This window comes from Xanthobacter pollutisoli, from assembly GCF_040044995.1.
GTDB lineage: Bacteria > Pseudomonadota > Alphaproteobacteria > Rhizobiales > Xanthobacteraceae > Xanthobacter.
Map to the genome: position 1 here is coordinate 654,390 of NZ_JBDZDP010000001.1, position 22,268 is coordinate 676,657.

The following is a 22,268-nucleotide window of genomic DNA, read 5'->3' on the forward strand; positions in this document are numbered from 1 at the left end:
GCTTGAGGATCAAAGGAGCCCGCATGAGCCAGAATCCCCGCTGGGCGCGCCGCCCCGAAGGCTCCACCTGGGGCGATTTCGGGCCGGACGACGAACTCGGACGCCTCAACCTCATCACCCCCGAAAAGGTGCGCGCGGCGGTCGCCGAGGTGCGCGAGGGGCGCACCTTCTGCCTCAGCCTGCCGCTGGACCGGCCGGGCGGAAACGTGCTGAACGTGCGCCGCGTGCCGCCGGTGCTGAAGCCCACGGGGCCGGAGGAGGCGCCGCGGTTCAACGCCTTGCTGTGCGCCGACGACGCCAGCTTCGTGGACGTGGTGTGCGACGACAAGGTGGAGATCTGCCTGCAATATTCCACCCAGTGGGACAGCTTTGCCCATGTGGGCGCGCTGTTCGACGTGAGCGGTGAGGGCAGGCCTGAGCCGGTCTATTACAACGGCTTCCGCGCCGGCATCGACATCGTCGGCCCGCGCGAGGCGGCGGCGCGGGGCGTGCCGGCCGGCGCCCACCGGCTCGGCATCCACACGGCGGCGGCCCACGGCGTCCAGGGGCGCGGCGTGCTGGTGGACCTGCTCTCGCCGTTCGGACGCGACCGCCACCTTGTGGGCTATGACGACCTGATGCGCACCATGGAGGCGCAAGGCGTCGGCGTGGAGGAGGCCGACCTGCTGTGCCTCTACACCGGCTTCACCGAGGTCATCATGGCGATGGGAGGCAACCTTGACGGGGCTGTCCTCGCCCGCAGCTGCGCCGTACTGGATGGGCGCGATGCGCGCCTCCTGCAATGGATCGCCGACAGCCGCATCTCCGCTCTGGTGGCCGACAATTACGCCGTGGAGCAATTGCCCGCGAAGCGGCTTGCGGCCACCGCCCAGGCCTCCATGCCCCTGCACCACCATTGCCTGTTCCGCCTCGGCGTGCCGCTCGGCGAATTGTGGTGGCTGGCCGATCTCGCCGCCTATCTGCGCACGGCGGGGCGCAACCGCTTCCTGCTCACCGCGCCGCCCTTGCGCCTGCCCGGCGCGGTGGGCTCTCCTGTCACGCCCATCGCCACCGTCTGATTCCGCCGGAGACCGCCGGACATGCCCTTTATTCTCGCCGGAGAGATCACCACCCATTACGCCCTCGAAGGTCCAGAGGGTGCGCCGGTGCTGCTGCTCGCCAATTCGCTCGGCACCAGCTTCCACATCTGGGATGACGTGATGGCGGACATCGTGCCGCATTTCCGCGTGCTGCGCTACGACATGCGCGGCCACGGCCTCACGGATGCTCCGCCCCTGCCCGATGCGCAGTCCGGCTATTCCATCGCCACCCTCGCCGGAGACGCGCTGGCGCTGATGGATGCCCTCCACATTGGCAAGGCCAACGTCTGCGGCCTGTCCATCGGCGGCATGGTGGCCCAGCATCTCGCTGCCCACGCGCCGGAGCGAGTCAACCGCGTGGTGCTGAGCGACACGGCGATGCAGATCGGCCCGCCCTCGGTCTGGAATGAGCGCCTTGCCGGAATCCGGCGCGACGGGCTGGCGGCGGTGGCGCCGGGCGTGATGGCGCGCTGGTTCACCGAGGGTTTCCGCACCGCCCGGCCGGAGCTGATGCGCGGCTATGCCAACATGGTGGCCCGCACCGCCCTCGATGGCTATGTGGGCTGCGCCATGGCGGTGCGCGACGCCGACCTCACGGCGTCCGCCGCGCGCATCCGCGCCCCTGTTCTGGTGGTGGTGGGCGACCAGGATCCCGCGACGCCGCCGGCCTCGGCCGAAGCCCTCGCCGCTGCCATCCCCGGCGCGCGGCTGGAGGTGATCGCGGACGCCTCGCACATCCCCTGCGTGGAGCAGCCCCAGGCGCTGATGGGCGTGGTTCTGCCGTTCCTGCGGGGATAGGACCGAAGGGTCGAACGGACGGCGCGCGCCATGGCGCGTCGATCCCGGACCCGCCTCCCCGCTTCAACGCGGGGCCGGCCGCCGGGGCCTATTTGGCGGTTTTCGCCCGCAGGAGCTCGGCGTCCCGCGCCTCGCGCTCGGCGCGCAGGCGGCTGGACTTGGCCCGGACGGCCTCGAAATCGGCCTTGTAGCGGTCCATCGCGGTGGCGACGGATTCTTCAAGCTGCCGGCGGCGCTCGGCGGACGAAAGGGGGGGATTTGATGAGGACATCCATCATCATGGCACACTTCCTCTCAAAACGCCCGACATATCCTCGGATCGCCCCTGAGGCCCGCCCGGAGTCCCGCCCCTGGGCACCCGCATCCCTCAGGGGGAAGGCCGGTCGGCGGCGGTGGGGCGATGGAAGAGGATCTGCCGCATCCGCTCCGCGCCGACGGCCCGCGTCACGTTCTTGAAGCCGAAGAACGGCAGCAGCGACACGAACAGGATGGTGCCGACGATGGCCACGCCGGCCCATCCGCCGCCGCCGATGGCCAGATCGCCGGGCGCCAGCGCGACGCCGCGCAGCTTGGCCATGACCATGCGCTCCACCAGATGGAAGGCGAGGAAGAACACCGTGCAGATCGCCGCTTCATAGAGGATCACAAGGATCACCGGCCGGCTCCGCAGCCAGCGCGCCAGCTCCATCCGCTCGATCACCAGCATGACCTTGGCGAGCACGAACGCATTCAGCAGGGCAAAGCCCTGGAAGGCAAAGGTATCGCCGTGCTCGCGCTCCACCAGCGCCTGGTTGAGGACGAAGAGGCCGAGCAGCACCCACAGGTAAAGGAAAAGGAACAGGAAGGTGCGGGCCTCCTCCAGCGCGCGCTCCAGCAGCGCCGCGGTGCGGCCTCCCCCAGCCTCCTCGCCCCGCGGGGCCTGATCGCTCATCGCCGCTCTCCATCGGTATGGAAGCTGTGCAATGGCGCGTCCGTACCGGGTTGGCAAGGCGCCGGTCCGCCCGTCCCGCCTCCCGCGTGACGGACTGGGGGGTGCGCTCGCGGGGCAGCCGCGCGTCCCGCGCCCTGCTTGATCGCGGCTATGGCACTTGCTGACGGACCGGCACTGCCTTGTAATCCGGCCGTGGTGGACGCAGCAAAGGCCGATCGCTCATGTGGACGCTCCCCCTCCCGCCCGCAAACGAAAGCGACCGCCTGCGGATCCTCGACGCGTGCGGCGTCATGGACGCATCGCCCGACGAGCGATTCGACCGCGTGACCCGGCTCGCGGCGCGCATCTACGACGCCGACGTCGCTTTCATCGGGCTGGTGGACGGACAGTTCCAGTCGCTCATCTCACTGAACACTGACGCCCTCGGGCGAAACGTCCCGCGCCGCGACAGCGTGTGCAACATGATCGTGGAGAGTGGGCAACCGATGGTGGTGGGGGATCTGAAGACCGATCCCAGACTCGCCGGCCACCCCCTCGTGCCCCATCTCACGCTGCGTTTCTATGCCGGCGCGCCCCTTGTCGCCGAGCCCGATCTGGTGCTCGGCACCTTGTGCGTGATGAAGCGGGAGCCCGGCGATCAGGAGACGTTCGATCTCGGTCCCCTTCTCGATCTCGCGGCCATCGCCGCCAACGAGATCGCACAATGGAAGCTCAATCTGGAGCTGAAGCAGATTTCGGAGACGGACAGCCTCACGGGACTGCCCAACCGGCGCATCTTCGATGATGCGTTCGAACGGGCGATCCGGCGCGCGCGCAGGACCGCGCAGACGGTGTCCTTTCTCATGATCGACATCGACCACTTCAAGGCGCTGAACGACCTGGCGGGGCATCAGACGGGGGACAAGGTCCTGAGCCAGATGGGGCGGCTTCTCTCCGCGATGCCACGGCGGCCACTCGACACCCTGGCGCGGATCGGCGGCGAAGAGTTCGCGCTGATCCTGCCCGATACCGACGGGGCCGGCGCGCGGATCGTTGCGGAGGGAATACTGGAGAAGCTGCGGCAAGCCGCCATCATCCACCCCGCCGGCGGCCTGGTGAGCGCCAGTATTGGAGGCGCCAGCCAGACGGGGGCGGCGGCCTGCGCTTCCGATTTGTATTTCGCTGCCGACATGGCGCTGTACGAAGCCAAGCGCGGCGGGAGGGGGAGATACAGCGACAAGGCGGGTTGAGCCGGCGGGCGCGGCGGCCGGATGAGACCGCCTACGCGGTCAGATCGGGCGGCGGTCGTTTCGAATCAGGTCCGGGAAGGCGCGCGAAGTTCGATCACTCCGCGGCGCGCGCGGCGGGCAGTGAGATCCGCGCCGGATCTGCGCTGCGCGTTTTCAGCTCGTCGGCTGAGACGTTGGGGTTTGGAAATTTGGTGGAGCCAGGCGGAATCGAACCGCCGACCTCTTGAATGCCATTCAAGCGCTCTCCCAACTGAGCTATGGCCCCACCGGGCCGCGGGCTGCGCGCATCGGGGCTCCGGAGAATGGTCAGATAAGACCGGGCCGGAAGGCCGTTCTGCGCGCCGGGAAGTCCCGCGGCGGGGTGCCCGGCGATTCATGTCCGCCGAGCGAGAGCGGCCTTTAAGCACAGGCCGCGACGGGTATCAAGCCTCTTCGTCGTCCTCGAGGCCCTCTCCGATGAGATCGGAGACATCGTCCCCATCATCTTCGTCTTCTTCGAGGAACGTGTCGTCGTCACCGGCCTCGATGTCGTCGTCCACGTCCACGTCGTCACCGGCGACCACCTTGGCGGGGGTCGCGGCTTCCTCGTCGGCCTCCTCGAGGCTGATGACCTCGGCCTCGGCGTCCTCGGTGTCCGCCTCTTCCGGAGCCGGTCGTGATTCGGCCCGGCTGGAGCCGCCGCGGGCGGCGGGCTCGAAATAGGACCGCGGATAGGACTCCCCCGTGAACGGCGACACGATGGGGTCCTTGTTCAGGTCGTAGAACTTGCGCCCCGTGACAGGACAGATGCGCTTGGTGCCGAGTTCGGGCTTCGCCACGGCAAAGATCCTCGGAGCTGTATAAGGAGCGTGCTCCATTGGCGCCTGACTTCTCCCCTGTCAAGGGCAGATCATCACGGCGGCTCAACACCGTGACGCCGCGGGCGGCGCCGTGCTAGAGCACGCCACCACCGATCACGCGGCGATCCCCCCGGCAGGTCCGGGCGGCGGATCGCCCGAGCGAGGCAAGAATGTCCGCCGCTGAAAGCGCAAACGCTGCCGCCACCGCCGTTTCCGGCCATGGCTCGGGCGAGCCCCGGCCCGCCACCGGCCGCCGCTCGCCGGCCCTTGCCGGCCGCGTCCGCGTGCCCGGCGACAAGTCGGTGTCGCACCGCTCCCTCATCTTCGGCCTTTTCGCCGAGGGCACGACGCACATCACCGGCCTGCTGGAAGGCGAGGACGTGCTGAACACCGCCAAGGCCTGCGCCGCGCTCGGCGCCTGCGTCACCCGCACTGGCGAGGGGACGTGGGAGGTGACGGGCACCGGCGGCCGGGGGCTCGCCTCCCCCAAGGCGCCCCTCGACTTCGGCAATTCCGGCACCGGCGTCCGCCTCATGATGGGGGCGGTGGCCGGCCAGGCGGTGATCGCCGCCTTCGACGGCGACGCCAGCCTCCGCCGCCGGCCCATGAAGCGCGTGCTCGACCCGCTCGCCCAGATGGGTGCCGAGGTGGTGGCGAGCGCCGAGGGCGGCCGCCTGCCGCTCACCCTGAAGGGCCAGACCGAGGCGCAGCCCATCACCTACGAGACGCCGGTCCCCTCGGCCCAGGTGAAGTCCGCGGTGCTGCTCGCCGGCCTCGGCGCTGATGGAGAGACCGTGGTCATAGAGCGCGAGGCCACCCGCGACCATACCGAGCGCATGCTCGCCCATTTCGGCGCCCACATCACCGTGGAGGCGCACGGTGCCCACGGCCGGCGCATCACCCTGAAGGGCCGCCCGCATCTCGTCGCCGCGCCGGTGGACGTGCCGGCGGACCCCTCCTCCGCCGCCTTCCCCATGGTCGCCGCGCTGCTGGTGCCCGGCTCCGACGTCACCCTCACCGACGTGATGATGAACCCGCTGCGCACCGGCCTCATCACCACGCTGCTGGAGATGGGGGCCGATATCACCGTGGTGGCCGAGCGCACGGAGGGCGGCGAGCGCGTCGCCGATCTCCGGGTGCGCCATTCCCGCCTCAAGGGCGTGGAGGTGCCGCCGGAGCGGGCGCCGGCCATGATCGACGAATATCCCATCCTCGCCGTCGCCGCCGCCTGCGCCGAGGGCGTCACCGCCATGCGCGGCCTCGCCGAGCTCAGGGTGAAGGAAAGCGACCGCCTCGCCGCCGTCGCCGCCGGCCTTGCCGCCTGCGGCGTCGCCCATGAGGTGATCGGCGACGACCTGCTCGTCACCGGCGCAGACACGGTAAAGGGCGGCGGGCCGGTGGCGACCCACATGGACCACCGCATCGCCATGGCTTTCCTTGTGCTCGGCCTCGCCAGCGAGGACGGCGTGAGCGTGGACGACGTGGCCTTCATCGCCACCTCCTTCCCCACCTTCCTGCCCATGATGCGCGACCTCGGCGCGATCATTGACTGAGCGCTGCAATGGTCATCGCCATCGACGGTCCGGCCGCCTCCGGCAAGGGCACCCTCGCCCGGCGCCTCGCGGCGCATTACGGCCTGCCGCATCTCGACACGGGGCTGCTGTACCGGGCGGTGGGCGCGCGCTGCCTCGCGCTCGGCCGGCTCGCCGACGAGGCGGCATCGGTGGAGGCGGCCCGCGCCCTCGACGTCACCACCCTCGATCCCGAGGCGCTGCGCACCGCGGAGCTGGGCGAGGCGGCGTCCGTCGTGGCGGCGCGGGACGGCGTGCGCGCCGCGCTGCTCGACCTCCAGCGCCGGTTCGCCGCCCGGCCCGGCGGCGCAGTGCTGGACGGTCGCGACATCGGCACGGTCATCTGCCCCGATGCGCCGGCCAAGCTCTTCGTCACCGCCCGGCCCGAGGTGCGGGCGGACCGGCGCTTCCGCGAACTCGCCGGGCGCGGCGAGGCCGTCACCTACGAGGCGGTGCTGGCCGACATCCGCAAGCGTGACGCCCGCGACCAGGGCCGCTCCTCCGCGCCGCTGGCCATGGCCGACGACGCGATCCTGCTCGATACCTCGGAACTCGGCATCGAGGAGGCCTTCGCCGCCGCCCTCGCCGTGGTGGAGGCGCGGCGCAGGGGGCTTTGACGCGCGCGGGGCGCGGCCCTTTCGTGCGCCTTGCGGCCCTTTCCTCCTCCGCGCGCCGGGCTTATGGAGGACGCCGGTCTTCCCCGGAGCGTCCCATGGTGAGCTACGTCTTCCCGCCCCTGCCCCAGCCGCACCTGCCCGTAGTGGGCAGCGACGCGCTGTTTCCCGTCCACCGCATCTATTGCGTCGGCCGCAACTTCGCCGACCATGCGGTGGAGATGGGCCACGATCCCAACAAGGAGCCGCCCTTCTTCTTCCAGAAGAATCCCGACACGCTGGTGCGCTCCGGCGCCACCATCACCTACCCCAAGCTCACCAAGGACCTGCACCACGAGGTGGAACTGGTGGTGGCGCTGAAGTCGGGCGGCGAGGACATTCCGGTGGAGCGGGCGCTCGACCACGTCTTCGGCTATGGCGTCGGCCTCGACCTCACCCGGCGCGACCTGCAGGGCGAGGCCAAGAAGCTCGGCCGTCCGTGGGAAACCGGCAAGGCGTTCGAGGACTCCGCCCCCTGCTCCGCGCTGCTGCCGGTGGCCACCGCCGGCCACCCTGGTGCCGGGCACATCTTCCTCAAGGTCAACGACAAGGTGAAGCAGCAGGGCAACCTCAACCAGATGATCTGGAAGGTGCCGGAGATGATCGCCACGCTCTCCACCCTCTTCCGCCTCGCCCCCGGCGACCTGATCTTCGCCGGCACCCCGGCCGGCGTCGGCCCGGTGGAGAAGGGTGACGTGCTGGAAGGCGGCGTCGAGGGCGTGGGCGAGATCCGCCTGACGGTGGATTGAGCCTGAACGGGCGGGTGCGGCGCAAGCCGCCCCGCCTTTGGCTCAGCCGGCGGCGCGGAAGGCCAGCACGGCGTTGAGGCCGCCGAACGCGAAGGCATTGGCGAGCGACACCTCGGGCGTCCCGGCGCGCGGCGCGTTGGGCACGCAATCCACGTCGCACTCCGGGTCCGCCTCGCGGAAGTTCAGCGTCGGCGGCAGGAAGCCATGCTGCATGGCGAGCAGGGCCGCCACCGCCCCGAGCCCGCCCGATGCGCCGAGGCAATGGCCGGTCATGGACTTGGTCGACGAGACGGGGATCTGCGCCAGCCGGTCGCCCAGCACGCGCTTCATGGCTGCCGTCTCGGTCTTGTCGTTCAGCACCGTTCCGGTGCCGTGGGCATTCACGTAATCCACCGCCCCGGCGTCGATGCCGGCGTCGGCCAGAGCCGCGGCGATGGCCCGGCCGGCGCTGGCGGCGTCAGGGGCCGTCAGGTCGGCCCCGTCGGCGCTCATGCCGAAGCCGATGATCTCGCCGAGAATGGTCGCGCCGCGGGCAAGGGCGCGCTCGCGCTCCTCCAGCACCAGCACGGCGGCTCCCTCGCCCAGCACCAGCCCGCTGCGATCTTTCGAGAATGGGCGGCAGGTATCGGAGGCCAGCACCCGCAGCGCCTCCCAGCTCTTGACCATGCCAAGGGTGATGGGCGCCTCGCAGCCGCCGGTCACCGCCACGTCCATGAGCCCGCCGCGGATCATGTGGAAGGCCAGCCCCATGGCGTGGGAGGCGGACGAGCAGGCCGATGCGGTGCTGAAGCTTGGCCCGAAGATGTGATGGGCCATGGAGATCTGGCTCGCCGCCGAGGACGGCATGACGCGCGGCACGGTAAAGGGCATGGGCCGGGCATTGTCGCGCAGGATGCGCACATAGCCGTCTTCCAGCGTCTGGCAGCCGACCGCGGCGCCGAAGATGACCCCGGCCTTTTCCGGCGCGACGCCTTCGGTGGCGCCGCCCGCGGCGGTCATGGCCTCGGCCGCGGCGATGAGCGCGAACTGGGCCGAACGGTCGAGCATGGAGATCTGCTTGGGCGCGAAGTGCGCCTCGGCCGCATAGCCCGGCACCTCGCCGGCGACGCGCGTCTTGACCTGATCCTGCGGCACCAGCGACAGAGGACCGATTCCGCCCTGCCCTTCCCGAAGGGCGGCCAGATGCGACGGTATTCCGATGCCGAGGGCGGAAACCGCGCCGAGGCCGGTGATGACGACCCTTCGACTCATCGCGCCGGCTGTGCCGAGGCGACCTTGCCGTTCGCCGCGTCGATCATTTGCTCGATGGCGTCGAGCAAAGCGAAGACCTTCACGTCCGTGCTTTCGAGCGGCCCCTGAGACGGTATCTCGATGCCGAAACGTTCCTCGATCTTGAAGATCAGCTCGATGAGGTCGAGGGAGCCGATCCCGAGGTCCGCAATGCTGGTGTCGGCGTCGACGATGGCGGGATCAACGGATGCTTCCTCAGCGATCACCGCCAGAATTTCGGCCTTGCGCCCGCTGATATCCGCCACGCACCATCCTCCGTCCCCAGACAATAGCGGACATGCCGCCGACGCCCCATCCGAGTGGCGGCTAACATGCACAGCGGCACCAGCGCTGTCCACCTCGCAGTCGGTCGCCCGCCCCGGCCCCATGGAGGGCCTCGGCTCCCGATACCTGCGCTGCGCCCCGCCGCCCTGCAGCACCGGCACGATTGATGCGGCGCTGCCGCCCCCGCTTCGTGACTCCGCGACGGGGTGTCCTCGCCATGTGACGGGCACCCTCCTCGGCTGTCGCGGTGGCCCGGCGCCGTCCGGGTCGGCCCGATATCCTCACGACGCAAGTGGGTCACCGACCCTGACCTAGGTTTTACGACGAAGGGCCAAGTCCCCGCGCACCCTACCCGAAGGTATTAGAAAATTGCCCTTGCCCTCACGACCGCCCCAGGCTGCATCCCGCAGGTCTTCGGGGGCGTGATTAAATCGTCGCGATTTCAGCTATACATCTGGTGAATCTGACAAATCCTGATGAAGGTGCCGTTGGATAAGGTATTCACCCATCCCTTGGACGTATGGCCGAAAGTACGGGGTTTCCTCAACTAGCGCGGGCTGATCGTCTGGTCCAGATTGCCGCCCGACGAGGCCGGTCCGGTCCCAGTCATCACGAGAACAACCGAGGCCCACGGGGGACCGCGGGCTCTGAGGGGAGGCCATCCGATGGATGCATCTTTGGCCGCGCGCATCGCGGCTGATCCCAACTACCAGCTCTTGAAGTCGAAGCGATCGAGCTTCGGGTGGATGCTCACCCTGGCGATGCTCGTGGTCTATTACGGCTTCATCCTGCTCATCGCCTTCCGCAAGGATCTGCTCGCCGCGCGCATCGGCGATGGGGTGATGACCTGGGGCATCCCGATCGGCTTCGGCGTGATCGTCTTCACGATCCTCATCACCGCCATCTACGTGCGGCGCGCCAACAGCGAGTTCGATGAGCTCTCCGAGAAGATCAAGCAGGAGGTGCTCAAGTGAAATCGCAGCTCCACACCCTCAGCCGGGCGCTCGCGCTCGCCGCCGTCTCCCTCGCCCTCGCGCCCGCCGCCTTCGCGGCCGAGGCCATCGGCGCGGCGGAGAAGCAGGCCACCAACTGGACCGCGATCTCCATGTTCGCGCTCTTCGTGATCGGCACCCTCTTCATCACCAAATGGGCCGCGGCGAAGACCAAGTCGGCGGCCGACTTCTATACCGCCGGCGGCGGCATCACGGGCTTCCAGAACGGCCTCGCCATCGCCGGCGACTACATGTCGGCGGCCTCCTTCCTCGGGATCTCGGCCGCGGTGATGTCCTCCGGCTTCGACGGGCTGATCTACTCGATCGGCTTCCTGGTGGGCTGGCCCATCCTTACTTTCCTCATGGCCGAGCGCCTCAGGAACCTCGGCAAGTTCACCTTCGCGGACGTGGCGGCCTTCCGCTTCGCCCAGACGCCGGTGCGCGTCTTCGCCGCTTCCGGCACACTGGTCGTGGTCGCTTTCTACCTCATCGCCCAGATGGTGGGCGCCGGCCAGCTCATCAAGCTGCTGTTCGGCCTCGACTACTGGATCGCCGTGGTGATCGTCGGCGCGCTGATGATGGTCTACGTGCTGTTCGGCGGCATGACGGCCACCACCTGGGTGCAGATCATCAAGGCCTGCCTGCTGCTCGGCGGCGCCACCTTCATGGCGGTCATGGTGATGTGGCGCTACGGCTTCAGCCCGGAGCGGCTGTTCGCCGCCGCGGTGCAGGTGAAGGCGCAGATCGCCGCCGCCAAGCCCGGCACCACGCCGGAGGCCGCGGCCGCCGCCGGCCAGTCCATCATGGGACCGGGCAATTTCATCAAGGACCCGATCTCGGCCATCTCCTTCGGCATGGCGCTCATGTTCGGCACCGCCGGCCTGCCGCACATCCTGATGCGCTTCTTCACCGTTCCGAGCGCCAAGGAAGCGCGCAAGTCGGTGATGTGGGCCACGGGCTGGATCGGCTATTTCTACCTGCTCACCTTCATCATCGGGTTCGGCGCCATCACCTTCGTCCTCACCGACCCGGCCTTCCTCACCGGTCCCGGCGGCGGGCTGATCGGCGGCAGCAACATGGCGGCGGTGCACCTCGCCACGGCGGTGGGCGGCAACGTCTTCCTCGGCTTCATCTCGGCGGTGGCCTTCGCCACCATCCTCGCCGTGGTGGCCGGCCTCACGCTGTCGGGCGCCTCGGCGGTGTCGCATGACCTCTATTCGACGGTCTTCAAGAAGGGCAAGGCCGACAGTGCCTCGGAACTGAAGGTCTCGCGCATCACCACGGTGTGCCTCGGCATCCTCGCGGTGCTGCTCGGCATCGCCTTCGAGAAGCAGAACATCGCCTTCATGGTGTCGCTGGCCTTCGCCGTGGCGGCCTCGGCCAACTTCCCGGTGCTGTTCATGTCGGTGCTGTGGAAGGGCTGCACCACCCGCGGCGCTGTGGTGGGCGGCTTCCTCGGGCTGCTCTCCTCGGTGGTGCTCACCGTGCTGTCGCCCTCCGTGTGGGAGGCGACCCTCGGCAATCCCGCCGGCTCCGCGCCCTTCCCCTATACCTCGCCGGCGCTGTTCTCCATGACGCTCGGCTTCGTCGGCATCTGGCTGTTCTCGATCCTCGACACCAGCCAGCGCGCCCGCATCGACCGGGCCGGCTTCGCGGCGCAGGAAGTGCGCTCCGAGACCGGCATCGGCGCGGCGGAAGCCTCGGCGCACTGACGCCGGAGCCATGCCACGGCCGGACGGCACTGACGCCGGCCCCCCTGACGGGGACCGGACCAGCGATCCCCGGGCCACATCGGCCCGGGGCGGAGATGGTCTTCGTCCCGAGGACGCCCCCGCAGCGTCCGGCCCGCCCGCCCCCGGGCGGGCATCGGCTTTTGGGCGGGAGCGGCGGGAGCTTGTCTCGCTGATGACGTCGCGGGTGCGCGACGTGTTTCTCCGCAAGCCCTTCTACGTGGACGGCGCGACCGACCTCGTCACCCTCTGCCGCGAACTCTCGCGCCGCCGGCTCAGCGAGGCGGTGGTACGCGACGGCGGGCGGATCGGCATCTTCACCACCACGGACCTGCGTGACGCGCTGACCCGCGAGACCCCGCCGGCCGCCCTTGCCGTGCGCGACGTGGCGACCTTCGAGCCCTGGTCCATCGACCTCGACGCCGAGCTCTCCGACGCCCTCATCCTCATGCTGCGCCACCGCATCCACCGCCTGCTGGTGCGCGGCGAGGGCGGGGCGGAGACGGACATCGTGGGCGTGCTCGGCCAGCTCGATCTCATGGCCTTCGTCGCCAATCACTCCCATCTCATCGCGCTCGAGGCAGCCCATGCCACGAACCCCGAGGAGCTGAAGGCGGCCGCCCGGCAGATCGACAGCCTCGTGGGCGTGCTCCACCACGACGGCGTCCGGGTGGAGGTGATCGCCGCCCTCGTCGGCGAGCTCAACCGCCAGATCTTCCGCCGGCTGTGGGAGATGCTCGCGCCGGAGACGCTCAGAACCCACAGCTGCCTCGTGGTGATGGGCTCGGAGGGGCGCGGCGAGCAGATCATCAAGACCGACCAGGACAATGCCCTGCTGCTGGAGGACGGCTTCAGCTTCGACGGGCTGGAGGAGGTGACCGCGCGCTTCACCGCCGCGCTGATCGATTTCGGCTATCCGCCCTGCCCCGGCGGGATCATGCTGAGCCGCCCGCTGTGGTGCCAGCCGCTCGCCCGGTTCAAGGACACCCTGCGGCACTGGATCTTCGGCGGACCCGAGGGTCCCGACAGGGACGGGCCGATGAACCTTGCCATCTTCCTCGATGCGGCGCCGGTGGCGGGCAACGTCGGCCTGCTGGCGGCGGCGCGGGGCCATGTGGACTTCCTGATGATGAACGATCAGGGCTATTTCGCCCGCTTCGCCCAGGCGGTGGAGCGTTTCGGCGAGAGCGGGAGCTGGTGGAGCCGCCTGCCCGGCCTCACCGGCCGCGCCGCCGCCGAGATCGACCTGAAGAAGCTCGGCATCTTCCCCCTGGTCCACGGCGTGCGCGCGCTGGCGCTGGAGCACCGCATCGGCGCTCTGGGCACCGCCGACCGGCTGAAGGCGCTGGTCGCCACCGGCCACATGGAGGAGAACTTTGCCCGCGACCTCACCGACGCGCTGCGCCTCCTCATGGGGCTGAAGCTCGCGAGCAACCTGCGGCAGATCGCCGAGGGCCGCAGCCCCGGCAACGCCATCCGCCTCAGCGATCTCGGCACCCTCGACCGGCAGGGGTTGAAGGAGGCGCTCGCCATCGTCCGCGGGTTCAAGCAATGGCTCGCCCGCCACTACCGGTTCGACGCCCTATGACGACGAACCGCATCGAGCCTGCCACCGGCGCCGCGGCCGACCGCGGGCCGAGCCCGCAGGGGCTCGCCGCCCTGTGCGGCGCCGGCGTCCTCGTCTTCAACTTCCCGCTGCTCATGGTGTGGGATGCGGACGTGAGCGTTCTCGGCCTGCCGCTCTTGCCGGTGGCACTGTTCGCCTTGTGGGCCGCGTTGATCGCGGCCCTGGCGTTCGCCAGCGAGCGGGGCGGGCGCGCGCCGGGCCTGCGGCCGCTTCCCCCCGGCGATGACGCCTGAAGCCGCGCGGGCGCCGCCGTGACTCCCACCTTGACCGCCGCCCCCGTCCTTTCCGCGCCGCTGGTGGTGGGCGTCGCGATCGCCTATCTCGCGGCGCTCTTCGCGGTCGCGGCCTTCGCCGACCGGCGGGCGCGGCAGGGCCGCTCGGTGATCGGCAGCGCCTGGATCTATGCCCTGTCGCTGGCAGTCTACTGCACCGCCTGGACCTATTTCGGCAGCGTCGGGCGCGCCGCCACCACGGGCGTGTGGTTCCTGCCCATCTATCTCGGGCCCATGCTGGCGATGGTCCTCGCCTGGGTGGTGGTGCGCAAGATGGTGCGCATCGCCCACAGCTACCGCATCACCTCCATCGCCGATTTCATCGCCGCGCGCTACGGCAAGAGCCCGCTGGTGGCGGCGGTGGTGACGCTCATCACCGTCGTCGGCATCGTCCCCTACATCGCGCTCCAGCTGAAAGCCGTGTCTTCCGGCTTCGCCGTCCTCACCGGTCCGGCCGGTGCCGCCGGTGGTGCGGGCGCTGCCTGGTGGCAGGACGGCACGCTGCTGGTGGCGCTGGCGCTCGCCGTGTTCACCATCCTCTTCGGCACGCGCCACCTCGACAGCGCCGAGAGGCACGAGGGCATGGTGGCGGCGGTGGCGGCGGAATCCCTGGTGAAGCTTGCCGCCTTTCTCGCCGTCGGCGCCTTTGTCACCTGGGGGGTGTTCGACGGCATGGCCGACATCTGGGCACGCGCCCAGACGCTGCCGGGCCTCCATGACCTCATGCGCCTCGGCGGTGCGGAGGGCAGCGCCAGCTTCGGTTATGCCCAGTGGTTCAGCCTGACGCTGCTCTCCATGCTGTCCGTGGTGCTCTTGCCCCGGCAGTTCCAGATGATGGTGGTGGAGTGCGTGGACGAGCGGCACATCCGCCGCGCCGCCTGGGTGTTTCCGGCCTACCTTCTCGCCATCAACATTTTCGTCCTGCCGCTGGCCCTGGGCGGGATGGTTCTGTTCGGCGCCGGGTCCGCGTCCCAGGCCGAGACCTTCGTCCTCACCCTGCCGCTGAGCCAGGGCCAGACCGGGCTCGCCCTGTTCGCCTTCGTGGGCGGCCTCTCGGCGGCAACGGGCATGCTCATCGTCGAGACCATTGCCGTCTCCACCATGGTGTGCAACGACCTCGTCATGCCCACGTTGCTGCGGCTCGGCGCCTTCCGGGCGCAGGCCGGCGGAGACCTCACCGGGCTGCTGCTCGCCATCCGCCGCGCCGCCATCGTCGGCGTGCTGCTTTTGGGCTACCTTTATTTCCAGGTGGCAGGGGAGGCCTATGCCCTCGTCTCCATCGGCCTCATCAGCTTCGCCGCGGTGGCCCAGTTCGCCCCGGCGCTGTTCGGTGGCATGTACTGGCGCGGCGCGACCCGCCTCGGGGCGCTGGGCGGGCTCCTGGGTGGCTTCCTGGTCTGGGCCTGGACGCTGATGCTGCCGTCGGTGGCGAAATCCGGTTGGATCGGCGACGCCTTCCTCACCCACGGGCCATTCGGCATCGCGGCGCTGGCGCCGGAGCGCCTGTTCGGCCTCGCGGCGCTCGACAATCTCTCCCACTCATTGTTCTGGAGCCTGCTCGCCAACGTCTCGCTCTATGTCGGCCTCTCCCTGTGGCGGGCGCCGTCCGGGCGGGAGGCGAGCCAGGCGCTGCTCTTCGTGGACGTGTTCGCGCGCGGCCGCAGCGCCGCCGATCCCATCTTCTGGCGCGGCCGCGCCCGTCCCGATGCCCTGATGGCGCTGGCGCGCCGGCTGATCGGCCCCGAGGCCGCCGCCCAGATCTTCGCCGCGCACGCCCACACGGCCGGCGTCGCCGACCCCACCGCCGACGCCCGGCTGGTGGACGCGGTGGAGCGCCGCATCGCCGGCGCGGTGGGGGCGGCATCGGCGCGGGTGCTGGTGGCGGCGGTGGCGGAGGAAGAGCCCCTCGGCACCGCCGACGTGATGGAGATCCTCGACGAGGCCTCGCAGCTGCGCGTCTACGCCCGCGCGCTGGAGGAGAAATCCCGCTCGCTGGAGGCGGCTTCCGCCGAGCTTTCCGACGCCAACGCGCAATTGCGGACGCTGGACGAGCTGAAGGACGACTTCATGTCCTCGGTCACCCACGAGCTGCGCACCCCCCTCACCGCCATCCGCGCTCTGTCCGAGCTGATGGTGGACGCGCCGGACATGGAGGAGGCGCAGCGCGAGGAGTTCCTGCGCATCATCGTCGCCGAGAGCGAGCGCCTCAGCCGCCTCGTCGATCAGGTGCTGGACATGGCGAAGATTGAATCCGGCCATGCCGAGTGGCACGCGGTGGACGTGGACCTCGCCGCCGTCGTGCGCGACGCCGTCACCGCCACCCGCGCCCTCGCCCAGGCCCGGGGGGCCGAGATCGAACTCGCGGCGCCGTCGACCGTGCCGCCGCTGAAGGCCGATCCCGACCGGCTGACGCAGGTGGTGCTGAACCTCATCTCCAATGCCGCGAAATTCGTGCCCGCGACGGGCGGGCGCATCGCGGTGCAGGTCTCGGCCGACGCCGACGGGGTGGAAGTGCGGGTGGCCGACAACGGACCGGGGGTGCCCGATGAAGACCGCGACACCATATTCGAGAAGTTCCGCCAGGGCGGCGACGCCCTGACCCGCCCGCCCGGCACCGGGCTCGGGCTTCCGATCAGCCGCCGGATCGTGGATCATTTCGGCGGCACCATGTGGCTGGAGCAAAGACAAGGCAGCGGGGCGTGCTTCGCCTTCCGACTGCCGTACCGGCCGAAGAAGATGGAGGAAACGCCATGACCACCGCAGCGAGCCCGTCGCGGGACGGCCCCGCCCATCCCAAGGTGCTGATCGCCGACGACGAGCCCAACATCGTCGTGTCCCTGGAATTCATGATGAAGCGCGAGGGCTTCGAGGTGCTCGTCGCCCGCGACGGGGTGAAGGCGCTGGACGCCATCCGGCGCGAGCATCCGCGCCTCGTGCTGCTGGATGCCACCATGCCCGGCATGAGCGGCTTCGACGTGTGCGAGGCGGTGCGCGCCGACGCCGCCGTCAGCGGCACCTGCATCGTCATGCTCACCGCCAAGGGCCGCGAGACGGACATGGCGCGGGGCGTCGGCGCCGGGGCGGACGCCTATGTCACCAAGCCCTTCTCCACCCGCGACCTGGTGCAGAAGGTGAAGGAGATGCTGGCGCGGGATTCGGCCGCATGAGGCTGAAGGGGAGCGGCCTCGCCCTCGCGGTGCTGGCGCCGGGCTTCGCCCTGCTGCTGTGGGCGGTGCTGGGCGCGGGCCTCCTCTTCGCCGCTCTCGACCCGGCGACGCGCGCCGGTGTGGTGGACGTGCTCGGCCCCGTCGCCGAGAGCCATGGCATGATCCTGGTGCTCTGGTGGGCGCTGGCGAGCGCCGGGGCGGGGCTCATCGCCCGCCGGCTGTATTCCGTCCATGTGGAGGCCCCCCTCCGCCTCGCCGACGCCGCGCGGGTGCTCGCCTCCGACGCCGCCGCCCCGGCGCTGGTGGCACAGGGAGGCGCGGGGCTGCGCGACCTCGCCGGCACGGTGAACGCCCTCGCCGGCCAGCTCCGCGCCCAGCGCGAGGACATGGCGCGCCACATCGCCGAGGCCAGCCGCGCCGTCGCCTTCGAGCGCGACCAGTTGGCGACCCTGATGGCGGAGCTGCAGCAGGCGGTGGTGGTGCTCAATCTCGAAGGGCGCATCCTGCTCTATAATGCCGGCGCCCGCGCGCTCTTCCGCCGGCTGTCGCGATCCCCGGCGGCGGAGGGTCCGCCGGACCTCGTCGGCCCCGACCTCATCGGCCTTGGCCGCTCCATCCATGCGGTCATCGACCGCTCGCTCATCGACCATGCGCGCGAGACCATCGAGCGGCGCATGGCGGGTGGCGATGCGCGCCCCGCCGCCCGCTTCGTCACCACCACCGCCCTCGGCCATCTGGTGCAGGTGCTGCTGGCGCCGGTGCGCCATGGCGACGGCGCGGGCCTGAGCGGCTTCGTGCTGCTGCTCGACGACATCACCGACGATTACGAGGCCCACGCCCGCCAGGACCGGGCCCTGCTGGAGCTGTCCGAGGCGAGCCGGGCCTCCTTCGCCGCCATGCAGGCGGCCCTCGACATGCTGGACTATCCCGATCTCGAAGCCGCCGACCGCGAGCGCTTCCAGGCGGTGGTGCGCGACGAGGTGGCGGCCATGAGCACCCGCCTGTCCGCCCTCGCCGCCGATGCCTCGCAGGACATGACCACCCGCTGGCCGCTCCAGGACATGCTCGGAACCGAGCTGGTGGCCGCCGCCGCCCGGCGCATCGCCGCGGAAACCGGATGCGAGGTGGCGACGGCGGAGGTGGATGGCGACCTGTGGCTGAGCGTCGACAGCTTCGCGCTGCTCCAGGCCCTCGCCTATCTCGCGCGCAGGCTGGTGCAGGCCAGCGCCAGCCCCGGCCTGGTGCTGCGGCTGGCCGCCGCCGGAACCCGCGCCCATCTCGACCTCGCCTTCCGCGATCCGGAGGCGGGGCGCGCGCTGGCAGGCTGGCAGACCACCCCCATGCAGAGCGGCGCCACCCCCTCGCCCCTCACCGTCCGCGACGTGGTGGAGCGCCACGGCGGCGAATTGTGGCTGGAGCACCCGCGCGGTGTTGCAGAGGCCTGCTTCCGCTTCCTCCTGCCCACCGCCATGGCCGCTGCGCAGCCGCCCTCCCCTGAGGCGCCCGCACCAGGGGAGAGCCGGCCGGCCTATTTCGACTTCGACCTGTTCGCCGCCAGCGCCGGCAGCCGCGACAGCGACGAGCGTCTTCTCGGCGAGATCGCCTATACAGTGTTCGACACCGAGACCACCGGGCTCGATCCGGCCGGGGGCGACGAGATCCTCCAGATCGGCGCCACGCGCATCGTCAACGGGCGCCTGCTGGCGGACGACTGCTTCGACCAGCTGGTGGACCCCGGGCGCTCCATCCCCGAGGCGGGGATCGCCGTGCACGGCATCCGGCCGCAGATGGTGCGGGGCAAGCCGGCGATCACCAAGGTGCTGCCGGCATTCCACGCCTTCGCCGCCGACACCGTTCTGGTGGGCCACAACGTCGCCTTCGACATGCGCTTCCTGACGCTGAAGGAGAAGGCCAGCGGCGTGGTCTTCGACCAGCCCGTGCTGGATACGCTGCTGCTCGCCGGCCTCGTCCACCCCGGCGAGGCGAGCCACAGCCTGGAGGCCATCGCCGGGCGCCTCGGCGTCGCGGTGTCCGGCCGGCACACCGCCCTCGGCGACGCCCTCGTCACCGCCGAGATCTTCCTGAAACTCATTCCGCTGCTGCGCCAGCGCGGCATCCTCACCCTCGGCCAGGCCCGCGCCGCCGCGCGCACCTCCTATTACGCCCGCCTCACCTATTGACCGGACGGGCCGCAGCGACGCTAGAGGTCCACCACCAGCCGCGGCCCGGCGGATAGGGCGACGCAGGCCAGCAGCGAGGTTTCGCGCTCCTGCGGGCTGAGCGCCCGGTCGCGATGGAGGGGCACGCCCTCGATCCAGCCCACCTTGCACAGCCCGCAGATGCCGCCGCAGCAGGAATGGGGAATGTCGATGCCGTGGGCGGCCAGCGCCTCCAGCATGCTGGCGCCCGCCGGCACCGCGATCTCGCCGCCGGTTCGGGCAAGCACCAGCCGATAGTCCTGCGCCTCGCGCGGCGCCTCCAGGGGCGGCGGGACGAACCGTTCCACATGCACCCGGTCGGCGGGCCAGTCCCGCGTCGCCGCCTCGAAGGCGTCGATGAGCGCTGCGGGCCCGCAGCAGGCCGCCGCCCCCGTCCCGGCGAAAGGTGCGAGAAGATCGCCGAGGAGCGGCCGCAGGCCGGCCCGCGTGTCGTGCACCTGCGCAAGGCCTGCGGCCACCAGCGGCGCGATCCGCTCGGCCAGCGGCGGCGCGCCGCGCGCGATCACGTGGAGCATGACGTCGCGCCGACCCTGGCGGACCAGGGCGGACGCGGCGGACAGGAAGGGCGTGACGCCGATGCCGCCGGCGATGAACACCTGCGGCTGCGGCCCGAGCGGCAGGCCACCGCGCGGCAGCCCGATGCCAATCTCGTCGCCCGCGGCGAGCCTGTCGCACAGGAAAGCCGAGCCGCCGCGCCCCTGCGCCTCGCGCTTCACTGCGATGACGTAGCGGTCGTTCTCCGCCGGATCGTTGACCAGCGAATAGGTCCGCACCAGGCCGCCGGGCAGATAGAGGTCGAGGTGAGCGCCGGGCCGGAACGGCGGGAGCTCCCAGCCGTCCGGGTCCTTCAGCACGAAGGCGGCCACGCCCTCTCCCGCCTCGGCGCGGGCGGCAACCACCGCCCGCATGCGTCGCGGCGCCATTCTAGAGGCTCCGCACCGTATCGCCGATCCGCACGATGCCGCCGGAGAGGATGCGGCAGTTCAGCCCCGACCGGTTGATGAGCGGGTCGAAGACGGCCTTGCCGGTGATCTCCTCGATATGCCGGCAGGGCACCGAGAGGCGCGTCGCTTCCAGCAGCGTCTCGCCGAGGCGGAAGCGCCGGCCCACCAGATGGTTCAGCGGCACCCCTTCCACCGTCACGTTTCGCCGGTGCTCCTCGGGGCCGAACTCGACGCCGCAATCGCGCTTCATCGCGTCAAGCGTCTCCAGCTCGAACAAAGTGATCTGGCGGCCGTCCTCGGGCCGGTCGGAATAGAAGCCCTCCTCGCGGCCGACCATGTAGCGGTCGCCCTCGATGCCCTTGCCGGCGACGAGAGTGATCTCCGGCATGGCGCGCATGGGCAGGAAGGCCCGCGGCGTGATGTGGAGGAAGCGCACCACGCCGACGAAGCTGGTGGCGGGGCCGGCGGATGCCGGCGTGGCGTCGCCGGTCGCGAGCTCTTGGACGTCCATGGGAAACAACTCCTTGTTTGGATCGGGACCGGTGCGGCCGCGGCCGCACCGGCAGGGTCTCGGGGGCGCGGCTCAGGTCAGCTCGCGCCCGGCGGTCTCGGGCGCGGCCCAGGTGGCGATGGCGGTGACGAGGGCGCAGAAGATGAGGAAGAGCGACACCGGCCAGGTGGCGCCGCCGCTCCAGGCCATCAGGGAGGCCGCGATCACCGGGGTGAGGCCGCCGGATATGGCGGCGCCGATCTGGAAGCCCAGCGAGGCGCCGGAATAGCGCAGGCGCGCGGTGAACAGCTCCGAGTAGAACGGCGCGCCCACCCCGAACATCACCATCTGGCCGAAGGAGATGGCGACGACCACCGTGAGCGAGACGATGACCGGATCGCGGGTCGCCAGAAGGGCGAACATGGGGAAGGCGAAGCCGGCGCAGAACAGGCAGCTCAGGAAGAACATGGTCCGCCGCCCCAGCCGGTCCGAAAGCCAGCCGAACAGCGGGATGGAGAACAGCGCGACGAAGGCGGACAGCATCACGCCGTTGAGGATGGTGGAGCGGGCCATGCCGAGTGTTTGCGTCGCGTAGGAGAGGATGAAGATCGACGCGATGGAGGCGTAGGAAATTTCCGCGATCTTCAGGCCCACCGCGGTGAAGAAGGTCTTCTTGTGGTCGCGGAACACCTCGGCCACGGGCATGGGGGCAACGTCGTGCTTCGCCTTCACCTGCCGGAACGCCGGCGTCTCGTGCAGCTTCAGGCGGATGAACAGGCCGACGCCGATAAGCGCGATGGAGAGCAGGAACGGAACGCGCCACGCCCAACCGAGAAAGTCCTGCTCGGGCAGCTGCGAGGCCAGGGCGAACACCCCCAGTGCCGCGAGGTTGCCGATGGGGTTGCCCACCTGCACCATGGAGCCGAGGAAGCCGCGCTTCTCCTTCGGCGCGTTCTCCACCACCATCAGCACCGCGCCGCCCCACTCGCCGCCAATGCCGATGCCCTGCACGAAGCGCAGCAGCACCAGCAGGATGGGCGCTGCGACGCCGATCTGCTCATAGGTGGGCAGCAGGCCGATGCAGAAGGTGCCCAGCCCCATGATGATGATGGTGATGGACAGCATGGCCTTGCGGCCGAGCCGGTCGCCGTAATGGCCGAAGATGGCGGCGCCCAGTGGCCGCGCGAGATAGCCCACCGCATAGGTGCCGAAGGCCGCGATGGTGGCGATGGCCGGATCCTGGTTCGGAAAGAACAGCTTGTTGAAGACGAGGGCGGTGGCCACCGCATAGATGAGAAAATCGTACCACTCGACCGCCGTTCCGATCACCGACGACCAGACGATGCGGCGCATCTCTGAGGCCTGAAGGGGCGGGGCGGAAACCACCATCTGATCCGTGACTGCCATGTGCGTATCCCCATTGA

At 70.3% G+C, this 22,268-nt stretch carries 21 protein-coding genes and 1 tRNA gene; 13 read left to right on the plus strand and 9 right to left on the minus strand.

Annotated elements, in window-relative coordinates; genetic code table 11:
* Positions 1–23: 23 nt before the first annotated feature.
* Together ABLE93_RS03090 and pcaD are read left to right on the plus strand one after the other, a co-directional pair.
* Positions 24–1,058: a cyclase family protein gene (locus ABLE93_RS03090; RefSeq protein ID WP_348837840.1), complete on the plus strand. Its 1,035-nt coding sequence runs from the start codon at positions 24–26 to the stop codon at positions 1,056–1,058.
* Positions 1,059–1,079: 21 nt separating this feature from the next.
* Positions 1,080–1,877, plus strand: a complete 798-nt coding sequence (gene pcaD / locus ABLE93_RS03095; RefSeq protein WP_348837842.1) for a 3-oxoadipate enol-lactonase — start codon at positions 1,080–1,082, stop codon at positions 1,875–1,877.
* Positions 1,878–1,965: 88 nt separating this feature from the next.
* Here pcaD and ABLE93_RS03100 read toward each other — a convergent pair whose 3' ends face one another.
* Both ABLE93_RS03100 and ABLE93_RS03105 read right to left on the minus strand, forming a co-directional pair.
* Positions 1,966–2,148 carry a hypothetical protein gene (locus ABLE93_RS03100; RefSeq protein WP_348837844.1) on the minus strand — a complete coding sequence of 61 codons (183 nt, stop codon included), beginning with the start codon at positions 2,146–2,148 and terminating at the stop codon, positions 1,966–1,968.
* A gap of 96 nt (positions 2,149–2,244) precedes the next feature.
* A complete protein-coding gene (locus ABLE93_RS03105) occupies positions 2,245–2,808 on the minus strand; it encodes a hypothetical protein (protein WP_348837845.1) in 564 nt (187 codons plus the stop codon).
* Positions 2,809–3,098: 290 nt separating this feature from the next.
* Between ABLE93_RS03105 and ABLE93_RS03110 the strand changes: the two genes are divergently transcribed.
* Complete coding sequence (locus ABLE93_RS03110) at positions 3,099–4,037, plus strand: diguanylate cyclase domain-containing protein (protein ID WP_348837846.1); 939 nt, start codon at positions 3,099–3,101, stop codon at positions 4,035–4,037.
* A 189-nt stretch (positions 4,038–4,226) separates the two neighbouring features.
* On the opposite strand, the gene ABLE93_RS03115 is transcribed toward ABLE93_RS03110, so the two are convergent.
* Both ABLE93_RS03115 and ABLE93_RS03120 read right to left on the minus strand, forming a co-directional pair.
* A tRNA-Ala gene (locus ABLE93_RS03115) sits at positions 4,227–4,302 on the minus strand.
* A 157-nt stretch (positions 4,303–4,459) separates the two neighbouring features.
* Positions 4,460–4,855 carry a TIGR02300 family protein gene (locus ABLE93_RS03120; RefSeq protein WP_348837847.1) on the minus strand — a complete coding sequence of 132 codons (396 nt, stop codon included), beginning with the start codon at positions 4,853–4,855 and terminating at the stop codon, positions 4,460–4,462.
* A 191-nt stretch (positions 4,856–5,046) separates the two neighbouring features.
* Here ABLE93_RS03120 and aroA point away from each other — a divergent pair, with 191 nt between their 5' ends.
* The 3 genes from aroA to ABLE93_RS03135 all read left to right on the plus strand — a co-directional run bounded on the left by aroA (position 5,047) and on the right by ABLE93_RS03135 (position 7,849).
* Positions 5,047–6,429: a 3-phosphoshikimate 1-carboxyvinyltransferase gene (aroA, locus tag ABLE93_RS03125; RefSeq protein WP_348837848.1), complete on the plus strand. Its 1,383-nt coding sequence runs from the start codon at positions 5,047–5,049 to the stop codon at positions 6,427–6,429.
* 8 nt (positions 6,430–6,437) lie between these two features.
* Positions 6,438–7,064: a (d)CMP kinase gene (gene cmk, locus ABLE93_RS03130; protein WP_348837849.1), complete on the plus strand. Its 627-nt coding sequence runs from the start codon at positions 6,438–6,440 to the stop codon at positions 7,062–7,064.
* 95 nt (positions 7,065–7,159) lie between these two features.
* Positions 7,160–7,849 (plus strand): fumarylacetoacetate hydrolase family protein, encoded by a 690-nt coding sequence (locus ABLE93_RS03135; protein WP_348837850.1) that lies wholly within the window; start codon positions 7,160–7,162, stop codon positions 7,847–7,849.
* Between the two features lie 42 nt (positions 7,850–7,891).
* Here the strand turns inward: ABLE93_RS03135 and ABLE93_RS03140 are convergent, their stop codons facing one another.
* Positions 7,892–9,100, minus strand: coding sequence for a beta-ketoacyl-[acyl-carrier-protein] synthase family protein (locus ABLE93_RS03140; RefSeq protein WP_348837851.1), 1,209 nt, complete (start codon positions 9,098–9,100; stop codon positions 7,892–7,894).
* Positions 9,097–9,384: an acyl carrier protein gene (locus ABLE93_RS03145; protein ID WP_348837852.1), complete on the minus strand. Its 288-nt coding sequence runs from the start codon at positions 9,382–9,384 to the stop codon at positions 9,097–9,099. The genes ABLE93_RS03140 and ABLE93_RS03145 overlap by 4 nt, the downstream gene beginning before the upstream one ends.
* Positions 9,385–10,068: 684 nt before the next feature.
* Here ABLE93_RS03145 and ABLE93_RS03150 point away from each other — a divergent pair.
* From ABLE93_RS03150 to ABLE93_RS03180, 7 genes are all read left to right on the plus strand, one after another.
* A complete protein-coding gene (locus ABLE93_RS03150; RefSeq protein WP_348837854.1) occupies positions 10,069–10,377 on the plus strand; it encodes a DUF485 domain-containing protein in 309 nt (102 codons plus the stop codon).
* Complete coding sequence (locus ABLE93_RS03155; RefSeq protein ID WP_348837856.1) at positions 10,374–12,107, plus strand: cation acetate symporter; 1,734 nt, start codon at positions 10,374–10,376, stop codon at positions 12,105–12,107. The genes ABLE93_RS03150 and ABLE93_RS03155 overlap by 4 nt, the downstream gene beginning before the upstream one ends.
* Before the next feature lie 193 nt (positions 12,108–12,300).
* Positions 12,301–13,713, plus strand: a complete 1,413-nt coding sequence (locus ABLE93_RS03160; RefSeq protein WP_348837857.1) for a putative nucleotidyltransferase substrate binding domain-containing protein — start codon at positions 12,301–12,303, stop codon at positions 13,711–13,713.
* Positions 13,710–13,985, plus strand: a complete 276-nt coding sequence (locus ABLE93_RS03165) for a hypothetical protein (protein WP_348837859.1) — start codon at positions 13,710–13,712, stop codon at positions 13,983–13,985. Before ABLE93_RS03160 ends, ABLE93_RS03165 begins: the two co-directional genes overlap by 4 nt.
* Positions 13,986–14,003: 18 nt before the next feature.
* Complete coding sequence (locus tag ABLE93_RS03170; RefSeq protein ID WP_348837861.1) at positions 14,004–16,778, plus strand: ATP-binding protein; 2,775 nt, start codon at positions 14,004–14,006, stop codon at positions 16,776–16,778.
* The gene (locus ABLE93_RS03175) at positions 16,775–17,191 is read left to right on the plus strand and encodes a response regulator transcription factor (protein WP_348837862.1); all 417 of its coding nucleotides are present in this window, start codon (positions 16,775–16,777) and stop codon (positions 17,189–17,191) included. The genes ABLE93_RS03170 and ABLE93_RS03175 overlap by 4 nt, the downstream gene beginning before the upstream one ends.
* A complete protein-coding gene (locus ABLE93_RS03180; RefSeq protein ID WP_348837863.1) occupies positions 17,188–19,371 on the plus strand; it encodes a 3'-5' exonuclease in 2,184 nt (727 codons plus the stop codon). Before ABLE93_RS03175 ends, ABLE93_RS03180 begins: the two co-directional genes overlap by 4 nt.
* 20 nt (positions 19,372–19,391) lie before the next feature.
* Here ABLE93_RS03180 and ABLE93_RS03185 read toward each other — a convergent pair whose 3' ends face one another.
* From ABLE93_RS03185 to ABLE93_RS03195, 3 genes are all read right to left on the minus strand, one after another.
* A complete protein-coding gene (locus ABLE93_RS03185) occupies positions 19,392–20,333 on the minus strand; it encodes a PDR/VanB family oxidoreductase (RefSeq protein WP_348837864.1) in 942 nt (313 codons plus the stop codon).
* 1 nt (position 20,334) lies between these two features.
* Positions 20,335–20,865, minus strand: a complete 531-nt coding sequence (locus ABLE93_RS03190; RefSeq protein WP_348837865.1) for an MOSC domain-containing protein — start codon at positions 20,863–20,865, stop codon at positions 20,335–20,337.
* A gap of 72 nt (positions 20,866–20,937) precedes the next feature.
* Positions 20,938–22,251: an MFS transporter gene (locus ABLE93_RS03195; RefSeq protein WP_348837866.1), complete on the minus strand. Its 1,314-nt coding sequence runs from the start codon at positions 22,249–22,251 to the stop codon at positions 20,938–20,940.
* Positions 22,252–22,268: the final 17 nt, after the last annotated feature.